Below are 21,529 nucleotides of genomic sequence, written 5' to 3'. Positions count from 1 at the left end.
GTGTGGCGCGAGACGGCGCCGATCAAGCGGCGGCGTCTAACATTGATGGGGAGCGGGAGCAAACGGGCTCAGGCGGCCCGGATGATCGGCAGGAAATCGGCGGCCTTGAGCGAGGCGCCGCCGACGAGCGCGCCGCCGACTTCCGGGACGGCGAGTATATCCCGGGCGTTGTCCGGCTTGACCGAGCCGCCGTAGAGGATCGGCGCCGGGGCGCCGCCGAGGCCCAGCCGCTCGAGCATGGCGGCGCGGACGGCGCGGTGGACTTCCTCGATCTGCTCCAGCGTCGGGGTCAGCCCCGTTCCGATGGCCCAGACAGGCTCATAGGCGACGGCGAAGTTCCGGCCTGTGACGGCGTGAGGGAGAGAATTCATGACCTGCTCGCGGACGACCTCGACCGCCCTGCCCGCCTGACGCTGTTCCAGGGTTTCGCCGACACAGATGATGGGAGACAGGCCGGCGGCCACCGCAGCCTCCGCCTTGGCGGAGACCAGAAGGTCGGATTCGCCGAATTCCTGGCGGCGCTCGGAATGGCCGACGATGACGAGGGTGGCCCCCGCGTCCTTCAGCATCTCCGCCGATACGCCGCCGGTGTAGGCGCCGTGGGTCTCGGCGCGGCAGTCCTGGCCGCCGACCTCAATGGCGTGGCCCCGGACGGCGTCGGCCAGCCGGCCGATCAGCGTCGCAGGCGGGCAAAGGGCGACACGGCAAGCAGCGGGTTCGGTCTGAAGGGCGGCCTTCAGATCCTGGACAACTGCGTTCAGATCGGCGGCCAGGCCGTTCATCTTCCAGTTGCCGGCGATCAGCTTCACGGATTGTTTCATTCCGCCTGTCTAGGCGGAGGTTTTCGCCAAGCCAAGCCATCGGACGTGGCCTGGCGTCGCCATTGTCTTGCCGTCCCGCCCTGTCACCCCCTATAGGCCGAAGCGACTATCGCCGCCGCCCATCCGCCAGGACCGTCCGCCCATGATCTCCCTGTTCCGCAATTTCGCGAAATCGAAGTGGGCGATGGGCCTGCTGGTCCTCGTCGCGCTGGGCCTGCTGGTCACCGGCGGCTCGCAGACGGACATTCTGGGCAGCCTTCAGGCGCCCAAGGTGATCTCGGCCGGCGACCGCGGCATGAGCCCGCAGGAGTTCCGGGCGACGATGGACCGCCAGCTGGAGCAGATCCAGCAACAGCAGGGCCGGGCCATCACCTATGAAGAGGCCTTCGCGCAGACCGATCTCGGCGGCGTCCTCCGCAGCCAGTCGCAGGAGCTCGGCTTCTTCGCCTGGGCCTGGAAGGCCGGCATCCGCCCGGGCAACGAGCTGATCCTGCGCCAGATCCGGGCCATCCCCGCCTTCTTCGACCCGGTAACCAACCAGTTCTCGGAAACGCTCTACCAGTCCAAGCTGGCCGAGGTGAAGATGACGCCGGAGCTGCTGGAACGGGAAGCCCGTGACGGCTACAGCCGCGCTCACTACGGCACGGCGCTGGTGGCCGGGCTGCGCGCGCCGCGCATCTATGGCGCGGTCTACGCCAGCCTGAACCAGCAGGCCCGCGACGGCCGCTGGTTCGTCCTGACCCAGCAGATGGCCGGAACCGCGCCCGCGCCGACGGATGCCCAGCTGAACTCATTCATGAGCCAGAACGCCGCCCGCCTGCGCGTCCCGGAACTGCGCAGCGGTTCGCTGATCGTCTTCAGCAATCCGGCGGACCAGAACATCGCGATTGGCGAGGACAAGATTCAGGCCCGCTTCGAATTCCGCAAGGACGCCCTGTCCCTGCCGGAGCGCCGCACCTTCACCACCCTGACCGCCCCGAGCCTGGCCGCCGCCGAGCGGATCGCTGCGGCCCTGCGCGCAGGCCAGACGCCGGCCGCTGTAGGCCAGGCCAACAACCTGCGACCGGCTGATTTCGCCGACACGCCGCGCAGTGCGGTCAGCGACCCCGCGGTCGCCGGGGCCGTGTTCGGCCTAGGCCTCAACGAGGTGTCGGCTCCGGTGCAGGCCCGGGTCGGCTTCGTCGTCGCCCGCGTCACGAGCATCACGCCCGGACGTGAAGTGACGCTGGCCGATGTCCGCGACCAGATCGTGCAGGAGCTTAAGGGGCAGGAAATGCGGGGAGCGATCGCTCGCCGCGTGGAGGCCTATGACGCCGCCCGCCGCGCGGGCAAGAGCGTGGACGAGGCGGCCCGTCAGGTCGGCGCCCAGATCGTCCCCATCCCCGCCGTCACCCGCGAGGGTCGCAACCGCCAGAGCCAGCAGCTCAATGTTCCGGCCCAGGTGCTGGAAGGCATGTGGAAGCTGACCAAGGGCCGGGCGAGCGAACCGACCGCCCTCGGCGAAGGCCAGTATTTCGTGGTGCGGGTGGACGAGGTCTTCCCCGCCGCCATGCCCGCGCTGAACACGGTGCGTGACACCGTCACCCGGGCGTGGATCGCGCGCGAGAACGTCCGCTTGCTGACCGCCAAGTCCGACGCGGTCATGGCCCGTCTGCGCGGCGGCGAGGACATCGCCGCCGTCGCCGCCTCGGTCGGGGCCACCCTGACCACCCGCACGGGTCTGAAGCAGGACCAACAGACAGTGGCGCAGGTCGGCGAGGCCGTGATCGGCGGGCTGTTCAACACCAACCCCGGGCAGGTCTTCGACCAGCCGCAGGAGGGCGGGATCGTCGTCGGCCGCGTCGACCGCGTGACCGCTCCGACAGCAGCCCTGGCCGCCGACGAGGCCCAGCAGTGGCGGGCCCGTCTGGGCGCCGCGACCGGCGACCCGCTGTTCGCGACGGCTGCAACGGCCGCGGCTGACCGCATGAAGGCCACCTATGACGAGGCGCTCGCGCGTCAGGCCCTCGGGCTGCCGGAAGCGCCGGCCGCACCGGCGCGACCCGCGGGGCAATGACCGCAGGCGCTGGCCCCGAGCGGGCCGCCTTCGCCGCCGGGTGGTCGCAAGGCCGGCCGCAGGTGGTGGTCAGGCGGCTGATCGACGATCTGGAGACGCCGGTCTCCGCCTTCCTCAAGGTCGGGCACGGCCGCACCCATGCCTTCCTGCTGGAATCGGTCGAGGGCGGCGCGGTCAACGGCCGCTATTCGATCATCACCCGCGAGCCGGACGTCGTCTGGCGCTGTCGGGACGGCAAGGCAGAGCTGGCCCGGGGCGCCGGGGTGGCCGCCGAAGCCTATGAGCCGGAACACGGCGATCCGCTGGCGTCGCTGCGTAGCCTGATCGCCGCGTCGCGGCTGGACCTGCCGGGCGACCTGCCGCCGATGGCCGCCGGCCTTTTCGGCGTGTTCGGCTACGACATGGTGCGGCTGCTGGAGCCGCTCGGCGCACCCAACCCCGATCCTCTGGACCTGCCCGACGCCGTGCTGACCCGCCCGGCGCTGGTGGCGATCTTCGATTCGGTGAAGCACGAGATCGTGCTGGTTTCCGCCGCCTTCCCCGACAGCGGCATGGCGGCGGATACCGCGTTCGACGCCGCGACGGCCCGGCTGGACGTCTTCGAGGCGGAACTACGCGCGCCCCTGCCCGCCATTCCGGCGCCGGTCGAACAGGCGGCGCCGGACTTCCGCTCGCCCGTCGACGAAGCCGGTTTCGGCGCGATGGTGGCGCGGGCCAAGGACTACATCGGCGCCGGCGACATCTTCCAGGTGGTCTTGAGCCACCGCTTCGCGGCGCCCTGGGCGGGCGATCCGTTCGCCTTCTATCGCTCCCTGCGGCGGCGCAATCCGTCGCCCTATCTGTTCTTCCTCGACTTCGGCGACTTCCAGCTGGCCGGTTCGAGCCCCGAGATTCTGGTGCGGCTGAAGGACGGCCGGGTCACCATCCGCCCGTTGGCCGGCACCCGCCCGCGCGGCGAGACGCCCGAGCAGGACCGCGCACTGGAGGCCGAACTGCTGGCCGATCCCAAGGAACTGGCCGAGCATCTGATGCTGCTGGATCTGGGCCGGAATGACGTCGGCCGGGTCGCTGCGCCGGGCACGGTGGAGGTCACGGAAAGCTTCAAGGTCGAGCGCTACAGCTCTGTCATGCATATCGTTTCCGACGTGCAGGGTCAGGCCGATCCGAGGCTCGACGCGGTCGATACGCTGCTGGCCGCCCTGCCCGCCGGCACACTGTCGGGCGCACCCAAGGTGCGGGCCATGGAGATCATCGACGAGCTGGAGAGCGAGAAACGCGGCGTCGGCTACGGCGGCGGCGTCGGCTACATCTCGGCAGGGGGCGAGGCGGACATCTGCATCGTGCTGAGAACCGCCCTGTTCGCGCGCGGCCGGATCCACGTCCAGGCCGGCGCGGGCGTGGTCGCCGACAGCGATCCGGCGGCCGAATATGCGGAGACGAAGGCCAAGGCCCGGGCCCCGATGGGCGCCGCGGAGGACGCCTGGCGCTATCCGTTCGGGAACGCCGGCTGAGCTGACACGGTCTCGTCGAACCGCACGCCCGGCCCGAGCACCATCACCCCCGCCATCATGACCGCGGCCATGGCGGCCAAGGCGGCCGCGGCGAGGGTCGCCCAGGCGCTGTTCCGGCGAACCGGAGCGGTCAGAAGGCCGCGGGCCTTTTCGATGGTGGTGTCGGCCATGCGAGCCCCTCCGCTGGAGGCCCCAGTTCGCCCGATCGTGGTTAACGAAGACTTACCCGCAGACTGCTTGGCGCGGCCGCACGCACCGCCTAGAAGCCGAAGCATGATCCTCGTCGTCGACAACTACGACAGCTTCACCTGGAACCTGGTCCACTACCTCGCGGAACTGGGCGCCGAGACGCGCGTGGTGCGCAACGACGACCTGACAGCCGCCGAGGCGCTGGCGCTGAAGCCCGAAGCGCTGCTGCTGTCGCCCGGGCCGTGCACGCCGAACGAGGCTGGCATCTGCCTGCCGCTGCTGGACACAGCGCCGCTGGACATGCCGATCTTCGGCGTCTGCCTCGGGCATCAGGCCATGGGTCAGGCATTCGGGGGCGACGTGATCCGCGCCAAGTCGCTGATGCACGGAAAGACCTCGCCGATCGAGCACGAAGGCCGCAGCGTCTTCGCGGGCCTGCCTTCCCCGTTCACGGCGACGCGCTACCATTCGCTGGCCGTGAAACGGGAGACCCTGCCGGCCGTGCTGGAGGTCACCGCCTGGACCGCCGACGGGGAGATCATGGGGCTGGCCCACAAGACCCGCCCGATCCACGGCGTGCAGTTCCACCCGGAATCGATCGCCACCGAACACGGCCACGACCTGCTGGCCAACTTCCTCGACCTGGCCAACATCAAACGCACGGCGATGGTCTGAGGTGGCGGACGGGTTCAAGCCCCTGCTGGCCAAGCTGGTCGACGGCCGCGTGCTGTCGGACGAGGAGGCGCATGCCTTCTTCGCCGCCTGCCTGAGGGGCGAGCCGACGCCGGCGCAGGTCGCCGCGGCGGTCACCGCCCTGCGTATCCGCGGCGAGACGGTGGGCGAGATCGCCGCCTTCGCCGGGGCGATGCGCGAGGCGGCGCTGACGCTGGATCATCCGTACGACGTAATCGACACCTGCGGCACCGGCGGCGACGGACAGCACACCTTCAACATCTCGACGGCGGCGGCGCTGGTGCTGGCCGGAGCCGGGCTCAAGGTGGCCAAGCACGGCAACCGGGCGCTGAGCTCGAAGTCCGGATCGTCGGACGTGCTGGCGGCGCTGGGGGTCAATCTGGCGGCGACGCCGGCGCAGCAGCTGCGGGCGCTGGACCGGGCCGGCATCGCCTTCCTGTTCGCCCCCGCCTACCACGGGGCGATGCGCCACGTCGGTCCGGTGCGGGCCGAGATCGGCTTCCGCACCGTGTTCAACCTGCTGGGCCCGCTGTCCAACCCCGCATCCGCGAAGCGGCAGGTGATGGGGGTCTATGATCCGCGCCTGCTGGAGCCCCTGGCCGAGGTGCTGGGCCGGTTGGGCGCCGAGCGCGCCTGGACCGTGCATGGTCAGGGGCTCGACGAACTGACCACCACGGGCGAGACCGAGGTGGCCGAGTGGAGGGACGGCGCCGTGCGCCGGTTCACCGTCTCGCCCGAGGACGCCGGTTTGCCCCGCGCCAACATAGCCGACATCCGCGGTGGAGACGCAGAGGAGAACGCCACCGCCCTGCGCGCCCTGCTCGACGGGGCAGCCGGGGCCTACCGGGACATCGTGCTGCTGAACGCGGCCGCGGCGCTGGTGGTGGGCGACCGCGCCGGCGATCTGGCCGAGGGCGCGGCGCTGGCGGCGGCCGTGATTGACGACGGGCGGGCTTCGGCGTCGCTTGCGGCGCTGGTCGAAGCCACCAATACGCCGATCGAGGAAGAGACCGCGTGACCGACGTGCTGGAGCGGATCGCCGCCTACAAACGCGAGGACGTGGCGGCGCGAAAGGCCGCGCTGTCGCAGGACGCCGTCGAGGCGCGGGCGCGGCTGGCCTCGGCCCCGCGCGGCTTCCGGGCCGCACTGGAACGGCATGTCGAGGAGACGGGCCACCCTGCCCTGATCGCCGAGATCAAGAAAGCCAGCCCGTCCAAGGGGCTGATCCGCGAGGACTTCGATCCGCCGGTGCTGGCGAAGGCCTATGAGCGCGGCGGGGCGTCGTGCCTGTCTGTGCTGACGGACGGACCCAGCTTCCAGGGCGACGACGCCTTCCTCGGCGCCGCGCGGGAGGCGACCGCCCTGCCCTGTCTGCGCAAGGACTTCCTCGTCGACCCGTGGCAGGTGGCCGAAAGCCGGGGGCTGGGCGCCGACTGTATCCTGATCATCCTCGCCATGATCGACGACGCCCTCGCCGCCGAGTTGCTGGCGGAGGCGAAGCGGTTCGGCATGGACGCCCTGATCGAGACGCATGACGAGGCCGAGATGGCGCGGGCCTGCAAGCTGGGCGGCGATCTCGTCGGGATCAACAACCGCTCGCTGAGGACGTTCGAGGTCGATCTGGAGGTCACCGAGCGGCTGGCCATGCTGAGTCCGGTGCGGGCCCTGCTGGTGGCCGAGAGCGGCATCTTCACGCCGGACGACGTGGCGCGGGTTTCGGCAGCGCATGCGCAGGCCGTGCTGGTCGGCGAGAGCCTGATGCGGCAGGCGGACGTGGAAGCGGCGACGCGGACGTTGCTGGCGTAGCCAAGCGCGACGGTAACCGGACCTTAACCGGAACAGCACAGGAACACCTTGTGGACGTTTGCGGTTTGTTCCGCTAGCGTTCTCGCAACGGGATTCGTCTCCGAGGTCTTCCATGCTCACGCGCAAACAGCACGAACTGCTGATGTTCATCCACGAACGGATCAAGGAGACAGGCGTCTCCCCGTCGTTTGACGAGATGAAGGAGGCGCTGGATCTGGCGTCCAAATCCGGCATCCACCGCCTGATCACGGCGCTGGAGGAGCGGGGCTTCATCCGCCGGCTGGCGCATCGGGCGCGGGCGCTCGAGGTCGTCAAACTGCCGGATCAGGCGACGGCCGGCGCGCCGCGCGGACGGGCGGGGTTCACTCCCGGCGTCATCGAGGGCGGCGGACGGGCCTATGCGGCCGAACCAGCCAACGACACCCGCGAACTGTCGCTGATGGGCAAGATCGCCGCCGGCACGCCGATCGCCGCCATCGAGCACGAGACCGCCCGCTATCCGGTGCCGGAGGCCATGCTGGGCGCCGGCGAGCACTACCTGCTCGAGATCGAGGGCGACTCGATGATCGAGGCCGGCATCCTCAACGGCGACATGGTCATCATCAAATCGGCCGACACGGCCTCATCCGGCGACATCGTCGTGGCTCTGGTCGAGGGCGAGGAAGCCACGCTGAAGCGGCTGCGCAAGAAGGGCGGCTCGATCGCCTTGGAGCCGGCGAACCGCAACTATGAGACCCGCATCTTCGGCCCGGACCAGGTCGAGGTGCAGGGCAAGCTGGTCGGGCTCATCCGCCGCTATCACTGACATCCGGATCGCCGACGCGGCTCCACGGCCGGTCGCCGCGAACCTGAGCTGACCAAACGGCGCGCCAGCGGTTCTCGCCGGCTGGACCCACGCGCCAGAGCTCGACCGCGCCACCGCGGGCGTAGTCGACGCCGTCCAGCACCAGTCGCCCTTCGCATGAGGCGGGCAGAACCGTCACCTGCGCCCGGATGCTGACCGTAGGGGCGGATCGGCACAGGGCATCCATCTGCTCGGCGGATGGCGCGCGCTTCCCCCACCACAGGGCGAGCGGTCCGGCTTCGGGCGCGGAGGGAGCGCAGGAGAAGCGGGTGCAGGTCCAACCTTCCGCGAGGCGATCCGTCGGCGTCAGGCCCCGCCGCCGCGACCAGACATCGACCGCAAACTGACGCACGCCGGGCCGGGCCACGACCGCCTCCCCTGCCTCGACCCACGCCGCATTGGTCCCGCCGTCGCCGATCCAGAGATCGGGCGTGGGCGCGCGAGGCCAGATCATCACTGCGGCAGCGAACGGCAGGCCCAGCCAGCGCAGCGGCCCTCGCCACAGACAGCAGAACAGCACGCCGAGGAAGGCGACCGGCAGGACGAAGTCCGGCGCGCTGGCGACCGTCCGCACCGCGCCCGGCAAGCTCGCGGTCCACGTCCCGATCACCAGCATCAGTTCGATGCCCTTGGCCGCCAGCCACAGGAAGGGCGCGCCCAGCCCCAGCGGCTCGAGCATCGCTCCTATCGCCAGCGCCGGCATGATCAGGAAATCGGAAACCGGCGCCGTGGCGAGATTGGCCGCCAGCCCGTACATGGCCGTTCGGTTGAAATGCTGCATGGCGAATGGCCCCGTCGCGGCGCCCGCCACCAGGCTTGCGAGGATGGCCGCACCGATCCATGCGCCGATGCGCTGGACCAGAAGGATCGGCCATGGGGCCGAGATTTCCTTGGGACGCGCCGGCCAGGCCTCGACCAGCGCCACAAGAGCTGCAGTCGCCGCGAAGGACATCTGGAATCCGGGCGTGACGATGGCTTCGGGCTGAAGCAGCAGGACGACGAACGCCGCGACCGCCAGCGCGTGCATGGTGATGGCCTGCCGGTCCATCAGGACGGCGACGAAGGCGATCGAGGCGGTGATCGCAGCCCGCTCCGCCGGCGCCGGAGCGCCAGAGATCACCAGATAGGTCCAGACCGCGATCAGACCCGCCGAAGCAGCCACCTTCTTCCCCGGCACGCGCAACGCCAGCCAAGGCCACGCCGCCACCAGCAGCCGCACGAGGAAGAAGGCGAACCCACCGACAACCGCCATGTGCAGACCCGAGATCGACAGGATGTGCGCCAGGCCGGAGTCCCGCATGGTGTCGACATCATCGGGATCGAGCCATGCCTCGTGCCCTGTGGTCATGGCGGCGGCGATCCCGCCCGCCCGTTCGCCCTGCCGCGCCACGATCCGCTTGGCGAGGTCGAAGCGGACGCCGTTGACCGCCATCTCGGCTCTCAGTCGCCAGGGCGGCTTCGGCAGGTAGGCGGGCCGTGTCTCGCCCAACCCGAAAGCCACGCCGCCCATGCCCTGGAAGAAGGCGGTGCGGCCGAAGTCGTAGGCGCCGGGGCTGGCGGGCGCGGGAGGCGGATTGAGGATGGCGAACAGCCGTATGGCGTCGCCGGGCTCGGGCGCAACGCCCCGCACGGTGGCGCGCAGCCGCACAGGCGTGTCTTCCGGCGCGAGGCCGCGGATACGCACGGGCGCGATGACCACCCGGGGCCCCGCCGCCCCGGGGCTGTCAACGTCGACCACCCAGCCCTCGACCACGGTCGGCTGGTCCATAGCGGGCGCGATGGGCGCGGTCACGGCGTCCGTCCGTAGCTTGGCCACCGCCAGACCCAGGGCGAAACAGGCCAGCAGCATCAGCGGCAAGGTCCAGACGCGGTCCAGCCTCAGCCGCCGCGCGCCCAGCCAGATTGCGGCCGTGAGGAGAGCGAAGGCCAGCAGCGGCCAGGCCTCCGGCTCGGACTTGAGCGAGAAGTAGACGCCGCAGCCGCCGCCCAGCGCCACCGGCGCCCACAGCCGCCAGCGCAGCGACTGCGCCAGAACCTGCGCGCGGAGAAAATCGGCGCCTCGCGCGCGGAGGCTGGGCACAGGCGTAGCGGGCGGTATAACGCCCGCCATGACCTCCCCGTCCGCCTCCGCCCCCGAAGTCGTCACCCGCTTCGCCCCCTCGCCGACCGGCTTCCTGCACATAGGCGGCGCTCGCACCGCACTTTTCAACTGGCTGTACGCCAGGCGACACAACGGGCGGTTCCTGGTCCGGGTTGAAGACACGGATCGCGAGCGGTCCACGGACGAGGCCGTGAAAGCGATCTTCGACGGTCTGAGCTGGCTGGGGCTGTTCGCCGACGAGGAACCGGTGTTCCAGTTCTCCCGCGCCGACCGCCATCGCGAAGTCGCGAATATTTTGCTCGAGAGCGGCCACGCCTACCGTGATTTCCTCTCCGCCGAGGAGACTGGCGCCCTGCGCGACGCCGCCAAGGCCGAGGGCCGCACCTTCGAGTCCCCCTGGCGCGACCGCACCCCGACCGTCGACGACCTGTCGAAGCCGCATACGGTGCGCTTCCGCCGCCCGGCCGATGCGCCGGTCGTGGTCGAGGATGCGGTGCAGGGGACGGTGCGGTGGGAATCGTCGTCGCTGGACGATCTGGTGATCCTGCGGTCCGACGGCGCCCCGACCTACAATCTGGCGGTGGTGGTGGACGACCACGACATGGGCGTGACCCACGTCATCCGCGGCGACGACCACCTGAACAACGCCGCGCGACAGAGTCTGATCTACGACGCCCTGGGCTGGACCCGGCCGACGTTCGCACACATCCCCCTGATCCACGGTCCCGACGGCGCGAAGCTGTCGAAGCGGCACGGGGCGCAGGCGGTGCATGAATACGCCGAGATGGGCTATCTGCCCGAGGCCATGCGCAACTATCTGGCCCGACTGGGCTGGGCGCACGGCGACGACGAACTGTTCTCGGACGCGCAGGCTGTCGAGTGGTTCGATCTGACCGGCGTAGGCCGGGCCCCGGCGCGGCTGGACTTCGACAAACTGGCGCACGTCAACGCCCACTGGATCCGCATGGCCGACGACGACCGGCTGGCCAAGCTGACGCTGGACGTGCATCTGGCGCGCGAACATGCGCTCGGCCCGGACGACGAAGCCCGCCTGCTGCGCGCCATGCCGTTCGTGAAGGATCGGGCGAAAACGACGCTGGAACTGGCCGATCAGACCGCCTTCGTGCTCAAGCCGCGCCCGCTCGCCATGGAGGGCAAGGGCCGCGAATTGCTCGCGGGCGAGTCCGGCGAACGCATCGGCCGCCTGCGCGACCGGCTGTCATTGTTCGAGAGCTGGGACGTGTTCGCGCTTGAGGCCGAGCTCAAGATCTTCGCCGAGGAAGAGGCGGTCGGCTTCGGCAAGATCGGCCCGGCGGCCCGCACCGCGCTCACCGGCGGCTCCGCCTCACCCGACATCGCGAAAACGTTGGCGGCGCTGGGCCGGGAAGAGAGCCTCGGGCGTTTGAATGATGCGCTGCAACAGACTATCTGACATCCACAACACATCGCGACCCGCCGCCTTCCGGTTCGAGGCCGCGGCAGGATCAAGGGGCCTTCATGACTGAACTCGCCAAACCCGCCGGCTCGGCAACCCTCACCTACGGCGAAAAGTCCGTGGAACTGCCGGTGCTGTCGGGCTCGACCGGCCCCGATGTGATCGACATCCGCAAGCTGTACGGCGCGACCGACGCCTTCACTTATGATCCGGGCTTCACCTCGACCGCGGCCTGCGAGAGCGGCCTGACCTTCATCGACGGCGACGCCGGAACCCTGCTTCACCGCGGCTACCCGATCGACCAGTTGGCCTCCAAGTCGAACTTCGTCGAGGTCTGCCACCTGCTGCTGCACGGCGAGTTGCCGACGGCGTCGGAATACGAGGCGTTCGAGCGCTCGATCACGATGCACACCATGCTGCATTCGCAGTTCGACCGCTTCTTCGAGGGCTTCCGCCGCGACGCCCACCCGATGGCGATCATGGTCGGCACGGTCGGCGCCCTGTCGGCCTTCTATCACGACAGCCTGGACATCCATGACCCGGTCCAGCGCAACATCTCGGCCATCCGGCTGATCGCCAAGATGCCGACCATCGCCGCGCGCGCCTACAAATACCACGTCGGCCAGCCGTTCGTTTCGCCGCGCAACGACCTGAGCTACGCCGAGAATTTCCTGCGCATGTGCTTCGCGGTTCCGGCCGAGGACTATGAGGTCAATCCGGTTCTGGCCAAGGCCATGGACCGCATCTTCATCCTGCATGCCGACCACGAGCAGAACGCCTCGACCTCGACCGTCCGTCTGGCCGGTTCGTCGGGCGCCAATCCGTTCGCCTGTATCGCCGCCGGCATCGCCTGCCTGTGGGGCCCGTCGCACGGCGGCGCCAACGAGGAGGCGCTGAACATGCTCAAGGAGATCGGCACCCCGGACAAGATCCCGGAGTTCATCGAGGGCGTGAAGGCCAAGAAATACAAGCTGATGGGCTTCGGACACCGGGTCTACAAGAACTACGATCCGCGCGCCAAGGTGATGAAGGAGAGCGCCGACGAGGTGCTGGCCGCCGTCGGTGATCCCAACGATCCGCTGTTCCAGGTCGCCAAGGAACTGGAGCGGATCGCGCTGAACGACGAGTATTTCATCGAGCGCAAGCTGTTCCCGAACGTCGACTTCTATTCGGGCATCACCCTCTCGGCGATGGGCTTCCCGACCTCGATGTTCACCGTGCTGTTCTCGCTGGCCCGCACCGTCGGCTGGATCGCCCAGTGGCAGGAAATGATCGGCGACCCGACCCAGAAGATCGGCCGCCCGCGTCAGCTCTACACCGGCCCGACCGAACGCGACTTCGTGCCGATCCAGAACCGCGGCTGACCAGCAGCCTGAAAAGCAGAACGCCGGGGTTCGCCCCGGCGTTTTTGTTTGTCCGGACACGTTTTCCGCCTGTCCTGACAGGTCCGGCGTTGAAGCCGGAGCGCCGGCGTCGTCGGATGCCTGCATGATCGAAACCGCCGACACCGCCGTCCAGAGCGAACCGAACCCCGCCCGCAACAGCGCCGCCCGGGAGCTGTTCGAAACCGTGCGCGTCGTGGCGCTGGGCCTGCTCGCCGCCACCGTGATCCAGACGGTGGCGTGGCAGCCCTTCACCATCCCCTCTTCGTCGATGGAGCCGGGCCTGGTCACGGGCGACTATGTGGTGGTGTCCAAATGGGCCTACGGCTGGAGCCGCGCCTCCCTGCCCTTCAACCCGCCCCTGCCCGGCGGCCGGTTGCTGGGACGCTCGCCCGAGCGAGGCGACGTCGTCGTCTTCCGCCGGCCGAGCAATCCGCAGGAAACCTGGGTCAAGCGCCTGATCGGCCTGCCTGGTGACCGGGTGCAGGTCGTCGGCGGGGCGGTGTCGGTGAACGGTCGGGTGATCCCCCGCACGCCCCTGAACCTCACCACGGACCATGACGAGCCGTCCCGGCAGGTGCTGCGCGTTCGGGAGAGCCTTCCCGGGGGCGATAGCTACGTGACCTACGACGGCGGCTCCGGCCTGCCGGGCGACGATACGGGCGTCTATGTCGTGCCCGAGGGCTTCTACTTCATGATGGGCGACAACCGGGACAACTCGCTGGACAGCCGCTGGCCCGCCGACATGGGCGTCGGGCTGCTGCCGGCTGAGAACATCGTCGGCCGGGCCGAAGTGATCGTGGCGTCATGGAAGCCGGGCGCCGGCCTGTTCAAGCCGTGGACGTGGCTGAACCTGCAGTCCGGCCGTTTCTTCAAGCCTGTGCGCTAGCGGCGGAATTCGTCGAAGCTGACCGCGCCGTCGTGATCGGTATCGAGCCGGTCGAACGCCGCGCGCGAGCCGCCGGGCGCCTGCGCAAGCGAGGGCGCGGCGACGGCGCCGAGCGCCAGTCCGGCAACGGCTGCGGCCAGGGCGTGCAACAGGCGGGTCCGGCGACTTGCGCGCGCAGGCCGCGCGCCGATCTCCGCCTCCATGAAGCCGCGCACCGCGTCGCTGACGGTGCGGCCCTCGTCGCGGCAGCGGGCGATGAAGGCCGTCTTCGTTCCGTAAGGCAAACGGACTTCGATGGTCTCGCTCTTCTTCGGCGGGCGCTGGCTGGTCATGATCCGGTCCGTTCGGGCCGTCGTGCGAAGGTGACGGCCCGACTGAATATGAAGGATGCCGGCGCACCAGCCAACCGGTCGCGCCTTGGATGGAGACTTTGTAACGGTCGGCGGCTCAGGCTCGCGCCGCGATCACCCTGAGCACCGACTCCGCTGCGATCTCTGAGGGATCGCGGCCCTCCCGGCCCATCCGGTCCAGCGCGGCGGTCTGTCGGGTAGCCTGGTCGGCGCGAGCGGCTGGATCGGCCAGCAGACGCCCGACCTCCGCCGCCAGCTTCTCGGGCGTGGCGTCGTTCTGGATCAGCTCGCGTGCGATCTCCTCGTCCGCCGCGTGGTTGAACAGGGTCGCGTATTTGCCGGTGAAGAACGGCTTCATGATCGCGTAGCTGAGCGGCTGGAAGCGGTAGGATATGACCATCGGCGCGCCGGCCAGCGCCAGTTCGGTCGAGACGGTGCCACTGGTCGCCAGCGCGACGGTCGCCGCCATCATCGCCGAGTATTTCTCGGATTCCGGGACGACGTGCGCCCGGAACGGCCATGCCGCGACGCGGGCGGTGACGTCGTCCGCCACGGTGCCGGCGGCGACCACGGCGACCTCCAGCGAGGGATCCTGCTGTTTCAGCCGGGCGACGGCGGCCTCGTAGACAGGCGTAATCAGCCGGATCTCGGACGGTCGGCTGCCGGGCAGGACCAGCAGCAGCGGAGCGTCCTGGGCGATTCCGCGCGAAGCCCGGAAGGCGGCCGGGTCGGCCCCGCCCATGTCGACATGGAGGGCCTGCGAGCCGACGACCGTCGTGGCCAAACCCTCCCGCTCAAACCACGGCGCGTCGAAGGCGTAGAGGGCCAGCAGGTGGTCGACGGAGCCGGCCAGGGTCTTTGCACGACCCGGCCGAGACGCCCAGACCTGCGGCCCGACGTATTTGATCAGGGGGACGTCCGGCAGGGCCGCGCGGATCGCTTTGGCGACCCGGATGGTGAAGCCCCAGCTATCGATCAGGACGACCGCGTCGGGGCGTTCCGTGACCGCGAGCGCGACCGTGTCGGCCACGCGGCGCTTGACCACGCCATAGGCCTTGAGCCCCTCGAGCCAGCCCAGCACCGACAGGTCGGCGATGTCGAACGGGCTGACTACGCCCTCCTCGGCCATCTTCGGCCCGCCAATCCCGACGAAGGTCACGTCGGACCCCAGCCGCGCCCTCAGCGCCCGCGCCAAGCCGGCCCCCAAGGCGTCGCCGGAGGCCTCGGCGGCCACCAGCATGATCTTCAGCGGGCGGCTCACCGTGTCTCGCCCCAGACGAACAGGCCCAGCCGGTCGGCGGCTTCGACGATCGCCGGGTGGTCGATCAGGATCAACTGGCCGGCCACGCCGCCAACACCCGCCAGGCCTGCCGCCGCAGCCAGTTCGATGGTCCGTGCGCCCATTACCGGCATATCCACGCGCAGGTCCTGGATCGGCTTGGGCGCCTTGCCGAGTGCGCCTTTGCGATCGGCTGCCGAGCCCCGAAGGTCGGCGGGCAGACCGGCAACGCGGGCCAGCATGGCGTCGGTACCCTCTTGGGCCTCGACCGCCAGCACCAGTCCGTCGCATACGACGGCGCCTTGCCCGATATCGAGTTCACCTGCCTTTTCCGCGACATGCAGAGCCTTCTTGAGGTCTCGCAACTGCTCCGGCGTGGGTGTGACCGCCCCCAGCGCGCCGGCGGGAAGGGTCTCGCCGCCCAGCACGTCGTCCGCACCCTCGATGGCGTAACCCTCGCCTTCGAACACCGAAAGGATCTTGCGCAACAGGGCGTCGTCCCCCTTGGCCGCCTCGGCGATGATGCCGGGCAGAAGGGTCATGCCCTTGAAGTCTGGCTTCAGGCTCTTGAAGTCCGGCCGGTTGACGGTGCCCGCGAAACAGACGGCGTCGCAGCCGGCCTTCTTGAGCGCCGCCAGCACCCGTCCGATCTCGGCCATGCCGGCGTCGATGCCAGGGTACCGCGCCAGATGCGGATCGGCGAAGCCGGTCAGCCGGACGACGAATACCGGCCGTCCCTCGGCCTCGCAGCGGGCCGCGACCGACAGCGGCAGGGCCCCGCCCCCGGCGATCAGGCCCAGCTTGCTCATTCGCCCAACCCCTTCACTCGCCCGGCAGGCAAAGCGGACGTTTGCCGTCCTCGCGGATGAAGGCGATGATTTCCATGATCTCGGGCAGTTCGGCGTATTCGGCCGCCACCGCATCGACACGCTCGGCGAAGGTGCCCTGCCCCTCGAACAGATCGCGGTAGGCGGCCAGCAGCCGGCGGATGGCGTCCTTGCCATAGCCCTTCCGCTTCAGCCCGACCAGGTTGAGCCCGTGCAGGCGAGCATGATTGCCCCACGCCGAGCCGTAGGGAATGACGTCGCGTGTGACAGCCGCCAGCCCGCCGACGATGGCGCCCTGCCCGACCCGCCCGTTCTGGTGCACGGCGCACAGGCCGCCGAGAAAGACTTTCGACCCGATCCGCGCATGCCCGCCGAGGGTGGCGTTATTGGCCATGACGACGTTGTCGCCGACGACAGCGTCATGGCCGATGTGCGCGCCGGTCATGAACAGTCCATTGGAGCCGATCCGGGTCACACCCGCGCCCTGCGGCGTGCCCCGGTTGAAGGTGCAGTGCTCGCGGATCAGGTTGTCGGCGCCGATCTCCAGCGTAACCGTCTCGCCCTTGTAGCCGCCGTGCTGCGGATCGCCGCCGATCACCGAGAAGGGGTGGATTACGGTGCGGGCGCCGACCGCTGTGTCCTGCTGAACCACCACATGGCTGACCAGGCGCACGCCTTCTTGCAGCGTCACACCCGGTCCGACCGTGCACCACGGCCCGATCTCAACGCCGTCGGCCAGCTGCGCGCCGGCGTCGACAATGGCGGTGGGATGGATGCTCACGGCGTGACCGGCTGGTCGACGGTGACCATCATGGCCGCGAAATCGGCCTCCGCGGCCAGTTTGCCGTCGATGAATGTCTCGCCCCGGAATTTGAAGATGTCGCCGCGCTGCTTCGTCACCACCACCTTCATTCGCAGCTGGTCGCCGGGTCGCGCGGGTTTGCGGAAGCGGACGCCGTCGATGGACATGAACATGATGATCTTGCCCTCGACGGCGACGTCCATGGTCTTGGACATCATCAGCGCGCCCGTCTGGGCCATGGCTTCGACGATCATCACGCCGGGCATCACCGGATCGATCGGGAAGTGGCCCGGGAAGTAGGGCTCGTTGTGCGTGACGTTCTTGATGCCGGTAATCGAGGTCCCCGACACGAAATCCTCGGCCTTGTCGACCAGCAGGAAGGGGTACCGGTGCGGCAGTCGTCGCATCACCTCGGCATAGTCGATGGTCGCCCCCGCGCCCGCTTCGTCAGTCATTCCCGGCTTTTCCCTGCATTGGCCTTTCCGGACGCCTGTTTGGCGAGCCAGACGGCTTCACGCAAGAACTGTCGAAGGGGTTTCGCCGGATATCCGGACCAGGTTTCACCCGGCGGGATGTCCTGCAGCACCCCGGCGCCGGCCGCGACCCGCGCGCCTTCGCCGATGTTCAGATGGTCGCCCACGCCTGCCTTGCCACCGAAAATGGCGCCGTCGCCCACAGTGACCGAGCCGGAAATGCCGGTGTTGGCGGCCATAAGGCAGTTGCGGCCGATCACGCAGTTGTGGCCGATCATGACCAGATTATCGATCTTGGTGTTCTCGCCGATGACGGTGTCGTCGTAGGCGCCGCGGTCTATGCAGCTGTTGGCGCCGACGCTAACCCCGTCCTGCAGGATCACCCGCCCCAGCTGCGGCACGTCCACAGGCCCGGTGCTCGACCGGGCCGCGCCGAAGCCGGCCTCGCCGATCCGCGCCCCTGCCAGCAGGCGGACGCGGTCGCCGATCAGGGCAAAGCCGATGCTGACATTGGAGCCGATGAGGCAGTCCCGGCCGATCTGGACGCCGGGACCGATGACCGTGTTAGCGCCGATGCGGCTGCCCCGCCCGACGCGGGCGCCCACGCCCAGCACCACCCCCGGCTCGAACACGACCGTGGCGTCCTCGGCCACGTCGCCGGGCGCTGCGGAGTGGGTCAGGGAAACGGCGCGGTGGAACTGGAGCGAAGCGCGGGCCCAGGCGGCCTGTGCTTCTCCCGAGACGATCACGGAGGCGCCGGCGGGCGCGGCCTCGACAGCGGAGGCCGGAACGATGACGCATCCCGCTCGCGTGTCGCCGAGCGCGCTGAGGAATTTGCGATCGCCGAGGAAGGCGACGTCGCCCTCGCCGGCGGTCGCCAAAGGCGCGACGGCGGAGACCTTTCGATCTCCGCCGCGCGAGACTTCGCCCCCGATGCGTTCTGCGAGTTCGCCGACGGTGAGGGCCGGCAGACGTTCGAAGAACCGGGCGTCGGGGCCTTGGCCCATGTTACTGGGCCGGCTGGGCCGGAACCGCCATGCGCGAGAAGGCCGGCAGCGTCGGCAGGGCGGCGTTGAGGCGCTGGATCACGGCCTCGGTCAGGTCCATCTGCGGGTTGGCCCGCATCACGGTCTCGGCGCGCAGCAGGATGCCGCAGCCGCGCTCGGTGTAGAGCGCCATGATGATGGGGTCGGCTGCCTGGTCGATCGTCTGCCGCTGCACCGACAGGGTGTAGCGGACTTCGTTTTCACGGGTCTGCTGCAGCGCGCGGGCATCCTGGATGCGCTGGTTCACGGCCTGCTCGCGCTGGGCCAGTTGATCCTGCGGGATGGTGGTCCGGCCCTGCTGCAGCGCCTGAACCTCGCCTTGGATGTATTGGGCGTGGGGCTGCAGCTCGGTGTCGACTTCCTGCTGAATGCGCTGGATGCCGGAGATGAGCGACTGGCCGGCGGTCGAAACGGCCAGCACGCGGTCGTGGTGGTAGAAGCAGACGCCCGGAAGGGCCGGACCGAAATTGCCCTGGTCCTGGGCCGCCGCGGCCGAACCGGCCAGCATGGCGAGGGCGAAAGCGCCGAAAGCGAGGGTTTTCATCGTTATGCCTTTGAGCGGGCGAACTGCCCGTCTGTTAGAACTGGGTTGAAGTCGAGAAGCGGAAGGTTTCGGTCTTGTCGTAGTCTTCGCTGCCGAGAATTTTGCTGAGGTCGAAGCGGATCGGGCCCATCGGCGACCGCCAGTGGATGCTCACGCCGGCCGAGGCGCGCAGTTCCAGATCGTCGACGATCCGGGTGCTGGGCGTGCCGTCCGGGTTGAGGGTGTAGCGATCGTCGAGCGCGCCCACGGTGCCCACGTCCGTGAACAGCGAGGTGCGGATGCCGTATTCCTCGGGCAGGCCGTTCGGAACGGTCAGCTCGAGCGTGCCGATGACGTAGAAATTGCCGCCGAGGGCGTCCGTGGTGGCGAGGTCGCGCGGGCCGATGCCGGCGGTCTCGAAGCCGCGGAAGCTGTTGCCGCCCTTGAAGAAGCGGTCGTTGATCCGCACCGGATCCCCGCCCCAGCCGGAGACGTAGCCGGTCGAGGCGGCTGCGGTGACCACCCAGTTCGGCGTGATGCCCCAATAGGCGGAAACGTCCGCTTCAGTCTTCACATAGTTCACATCGCCGCCGATGCCCGCGAAGTCCTGACGCAGCGAGCCGGTCCAGCCGCGCGTCGGGCGGACCGGATCGTTCCGGCGGTCGACCAGCAGGGTGTAGCCCGCCGACGAGTTCAGGAATGAGCCGACCTGATCGCAGAGCGCGTTGGAGCCGCCGGCCGCCACGCCGTTGCAGAAGTTCGTCGGGACGATGATCTCGTCGGACTTCAGGAAGTAGCGGGTGCTGAGCAGGGTGTAGGCGTTCAGCGGGTAGGACAGACGCACGCCGCCGCCCGTGGAGCGGTAGTCGTACGACGAATATTCGCTGAGGTCGTAGCGCGAGTGGAAGGCGTCGAAGCCCGCTCGCAGGTCGCGACCGAGGAATTTCGGCTCGGTGAAGCGGAAGTCGATCTGCTGGCGCAGCGAACCCCATTCGACGCGCGCGACGACGTTCTGGCCACGACCACGGAAGTTCCGCTCGGTCACACCCAGGTTGACCACGAAGGAGTCGACGGAACTGAAGCCCGCGCCGACGGACAGCTCGCCGGTCGGCTGCTCGGTCACCGTCACATTGACGACCGAGCGGTCAGGCGCCGAACCGCGGGCTTCCTCGACCGTGACGTCCTTGAAGAAGCCCAAGGCCCGCAGGTTGTTGCGCGAGCGCTCCAGCAGGGTGCGGTTGAAGGCGTCGCCCTCGGTCAGCATCATCTCGCGGCGGATGACATTGTCGAGCGTGCGCGTGTTGCCGATCACGTTGATCCGGTCGACGTAGACGCGCTGGCCTTCCTTGACGTTGAACGTGACGTCGACGGTGTCGGTCTCCGGGTTGGCCTGATAGCTCGGCTCGATCTCGACGAAGGCGTAGCCGGCCGAACCGGCCGCGAACGTCAGGGCGTCGACCGCCGATTCGATCTTGTCGCTCTCGTAGAGCTGGCCGGTGCGGATCGGCAGCAGCAGCTTGAGGAATTCCGGGTTCAGACGGTCATTCTCGGTGACCACGTCGACCTTGCCGAAATTATACCGGTCGCCCTCATCGAGGGTGATGGTGATGCCGAAGGCGCTGTCGTCAGGCGACAGTTCGGCGATCGCGGACAGAACGCGGAAATCGTAATAGCCGCGGTTGGTGTAGAATTTCCGCAGCTGTTCCCGGTCGTAGTCGAGCCGGTTCGGGTCGTAGTTGTCGTTCGAATTGAAGAACTGCCACCACTGCGAGCGCTTGGTGACCATCACCTCCTGGAGGTCGCCGTCCGAGAAGGCGCTGTTGCCGAGGAAGGTGATCGTGCGGACGCCGGTTTCCGGGCCCTCGTTGATCTCGAAGACGACATCGACCCGGTTCTGCTCCAGCTGGACCAGCTTCGGCGTGACGGTGGCCGAGATGCGGCCGGACAGGCGATACAGCTCGACGATCTTGCCGACATCTTCCTGCACGCGAGCGCGGGTGTAGATGCCGCGGGGCCTGAGGGTGACCTCCTCGCGCAGCTTGTCCTCGCCGATCGCGCCGTTCCCCTCGAACACGACCTGGTTGATGATCGGGTTCTCGACGATCTCGACGACCAAGTCGCCGTTCGGCTGGACGCCCAGCTGGACGTCGGCGAACAGCTGGGTGCGGGTCAGGGTGCGGACCGCGACGTCGAGAACGGCTGCGTCGACCGTGTCGCCCGGCTGGATCGGCAGATAGGACAGGACGGTCGTCTGGTCGATGCGCTGGTTGCCCCGCACCAGAATGCGATTGACCACCACCCGCTGCTGCTCGGCCGCCGGAGCCGCCTGCGGCGCATCCTGGACGACGACCGTCGGCGTCGGAGCCGCCGCGGGCGCAGTCTGGGCCATAGCCGGGCTGGTCAGACCGGCCGCCACCGCGAGGGCGAGCAGGCTCGGGCTCAGGCCACGGGCGAAACGAAGGGTGGACGCGTCTTGTCGGATCATTCGGGAAACCATCGGGG

The 21,529-nt window shown here is 69.0% G+C and carries 20 protein-coding genes; 9 read left to right on the top strand and 11 right to left on the bottom strand.

Annotated features, from left to right (window positions below; translation table 11 throughout):
- Positions 1-68: 68 nt before the first annotated feature.
- Positions 69-821, bottom strand: coding sequence for a triose-phosphate isomerase (gene tpiA / locus GGQ87_RS12780; protein WP_168048360.1), 753 nt, complete (start codon positions 819-821; stop codon positions 69-71).
- 142 nt (positions 822-963) lie between these two features.
- On the opposite strand from tpiA, the gene GGQ87_RS12775 reads away from it, so the two are divergent.
- Positions 964-2,877 carry a peptidylprolyl isomerase gene (locus tag GGQ87_RS12775; RefSeq protein WP_168048358.1) on the top strand — a complete coding sequence of 638 codons (1,914 nt, stop codon included), beginning with the start codon at positions 964-966 and terminating at the stop codon, positions 2,875-2,877.
- The gene (trpE, locus tag GGQ87_RS12770) at positions 2,874-4,388 is read left to right on the top strand and encodes an anthranilate synthase component I (RefSeq protein WP_168048356.1); all 1,515 of its coding nucleotides are present in this window, start codon (positions 2,874-2,876) and stop codon (positions 4,386-4,388) included. Before GGQ87_RS12775 ends, trpE begins: the two co-directional genes overlap by 4 nt.
- On the opposite strand, the gene GGQ87_RS12765 is transcribed toward trpE, so the two are convergent.
- Entirely contained in the window at positions 4,364-4,558 is a 195-nt protein-coding gene (locus GGQ87_RS12765) for a peptidoglycan-binding protein (RefSeq protein WP_168047506.1), read from the bottom strand. The two genes, trpE and GGQ87_RS12765, sit on opposite strands and share 25 nt — an antisense overlap.
- Before the next feature lie 103 nt (positions 4,559-4,661).
- On the opposite strand from GGQ87_RS12765, the gene GGQ87_RS12760 reads away from it, so the two are divergent.
- From GGQ87_RS12760 to lexA, 4 genes are all read left to right on the top strand, one after another.
- Complete coding sequence (locus GGQ87_RS12760; RefSeq protein WP_168048354.1) at positions 4,662-5,252, top strand: anthranilate synthase component II; 591 nt, start codon at positions 4,662-4,664, stop codon at positions 5,250-5,252.
- A gap of 1 nt (position 5,253) precedes the next feature.
- Positions 5,254-6,288 (top strand): anthranilate phosphoribosyltransferase, encoded by a 1,035-nt coding sequence (gene trpD, locus GGQ87_RS12755; protein WP_168048353.1) that lies wholly within the window; start codon positions 5,254-5,256, stop codon positions 6,286-6,288.
- The gene (gene trpC, locus GGQ87_RS12750; protein WP_168048351.1) at positions 6,285-7,076 is read left to right on the top strand and encodes an indole-3-glycerol phosphate synthase TrpC; all 792 of its coding nucleotides are present in this window, start codon (positions 6,285-6,287) and stop codon (positions 7,074-7,076) included. The genes trpD and trpC overlap by 4 nt, the downstream gene beginning before the upstream one ends.
- 112 nt (positions 7,077-7,188) lie before the next feature.
- Positions 7,189-7,881, top strand: coding sequence for a transcriptional repressor LexA (gene lexA / locus GGQ87_RS12745; protein WP_168048349.1), 693 nt, complete (start codon positions 7,189-7,191; stop codon positions 7,879-7,881).
- On the opposite strand, the gene GGQ87_RS12740 is transcribed toward lexA, so the two are convergent.
- Complete coding sequence (locus tag GGQ87_RS12740) at positions 7,862-10,030, bottom strand: ComEC/Rec2 family competence protein (RefSeq protein WP_168048347.1); 2,169 nt, start codon at positions 10,028-10,030, stop codon at positions 7,862-7,864. The genes lexA and GGQ87_RS12740 overlap by 20 nt on opposite strands.
- Here GGQ87_RS12740 and gltX point away from each other — a divergent pair.
- The 3 genes from gltX to lepB all read left to right on the top strand — a co-directional run bounded on the left by gltX (position 10,029) and on the right by lepB (position 13,727).
- Positions 10,029-11,453 (top strand): glutamate--tRNA ligase, encoded by a 1,425-nt coding sequence (gene gltX, locus GGQ87_RS12735; RefSeq protein ID WP_168048345.1) that lies wholly within the window; start codon positions 10,029-10,031, stop codon positions 11,451-11,453. The two genes, GGQ87_RS12740 and gltX, sit on opposite strands and share 2 nt — an antisense overlap.
- A 65-nt stretch (positions 11,454-11,518) precedes the next feature.
- Positions 11,519-12,820: a citrate synthase gene (gene gltA / locus GGQ87_RS12730; RefSeq protein WP_168048343.1), complete on the top strand. Its 1,302-nt coding sequence runs from the start codon at positions 11,519-11,521 to the stop codon at positions 12,818-12,820.
- Positions 12,821-12,944: 124 nt separating this feature from the next.
- Complete coding sequence (lepB, locus tag GGQ87_RS12725; RefSeq protein ID WP_168048341.1) at positions 12,945-13,727, top strand: signal peptidase I; 783 nt, start codon at positions 12,945-12,947, stop codon at positions 13,725-13,727.
- Here the strand turns inward: lepB and GGQ87_RS12720 are convergent.
- The 8 genes from GGQ87_RS12720 to bamA form a co-directional block, all read right to left on the bottom strand.
- Positions 13,724-14,059 (bottom strand): EF-hand domain-containing protein, encoded by a 336-nt coding sequence (locus GGQ87_RS12720; protein ID WP_168048339.1) that lies wholly within the window; start codon positions 14,057-14,059, stop codon positions 13,724-13,726. The two genes, lepB and GGQ87_RS12720, sit on opposite strands and share 4 nt — an antisense overlap.
- Before the next feature lie 115 nt (positions 14,060-14,174).
- Positions 14,175-15,338, bottom strand: a complete 1,164-nt coding sequence (lpxB, locus tag GGQ87_RS12715) for a lipid-A-disaccharide synthase (RefSeq protein WP_168048337.1) — start codon at positions 15,336-15,338, stop codon at positions 14,175-14,177.
- On the bottom strand, positions 15,335-16,165 hold the full coding sequence (lpxI, locus tag GGQ87_RS12710; RefSeq protein WP_168048335.1) for a UDP-2,3-diacylglucosamine diphosphatase: 831 nt from the start codon (positions 16,163-16,165) through the stop codon (positions 15,335-15,337). Before lpxI ends, lpxB begins: the two co-directional genes overlap by 4 nt.
- A 13-nt stretch (positions 16,166-16,178) precedes the next feature.
- Positions 16,179-16,964 (bottom strand): acyl-ACP--UDP-N-acetylglucosamine O-acyltransferase, encoded by a 786-nt coding sequence (gene lpxA / locus GGQ87_RS12705; RefSeq protein WP_168048333.1) that lies wholly within the window; start codon positions 16,962-16,964, stop codon positions 16,179-16,181.
- The gene (gene fabZ, locus GGQ87_RS12700; protein WP_168048331.1) at positions 16,961-17,440 is read right to left on the bottom strand and encodes a 3-hydroxyacyl-ACP dehydratase FabZ; all 480 of its coding nucleotides are present in this window, start codon (positions 17,438-17,440) and stop codon (positions 16,961-16,963) included. Before fabZ ends, lpxA begins: the two co-directional genes overlap by 4 nt.
- Complete coding sequence (lpxD, locus tag GGQ87_RS12695; RefSeq protein WP_168048329.1) at positions 17,437-18,465, bottom strand: UDP-3-O-(3-hydroxymyristoyl)glucosamine N-acyltransferase; 1,029 nt, start codon at positions 18,463-18,465, stop codon at positions 17,437-17,439. The genes fabZ and lpxD overlap by 4 nt, the downstream gene beginning before the upstream one ends.
- 1 nt (position 18,466) lies before the next feature.
- Entirely contained in the window at positions 18,467-19,048 is a 582-nt protein-coding gene (locus GGQ87_RS12690) for an OmpH/Skp family outer membrane protein (RefSeq protein WP_168048327.1), read from the bottom strand.
- Between the two features lie 34 nt (positions 19,049-19,082).
- Entirely contained in the window at positions 19,083-21,512 is a 2,430-nt protein-coding gene (gene bamA, locus GGQ87_RS12685) for an outer membrane protein assembly factor BamA (RefSeq protein ID WP_168048325.1), read from the bottom strand.
- Between the last annotated feature and the right edge of the window lie 17 nt (positions 21,513-21,529).

Source organism: Brevundimonas alba, assembly GCF_011927945.1.
Lineage (GTDB): Bacteria > Pseudomonadota > Alphaproteobacteria > Caulobacterales > Caulobacteraceae > Brevundimonas > Brevundimonas alba.
Note: the sequence above shows the minus strand (reverse complement) of the source record. Positions and strands in the feature narration are given on the sequence as shown.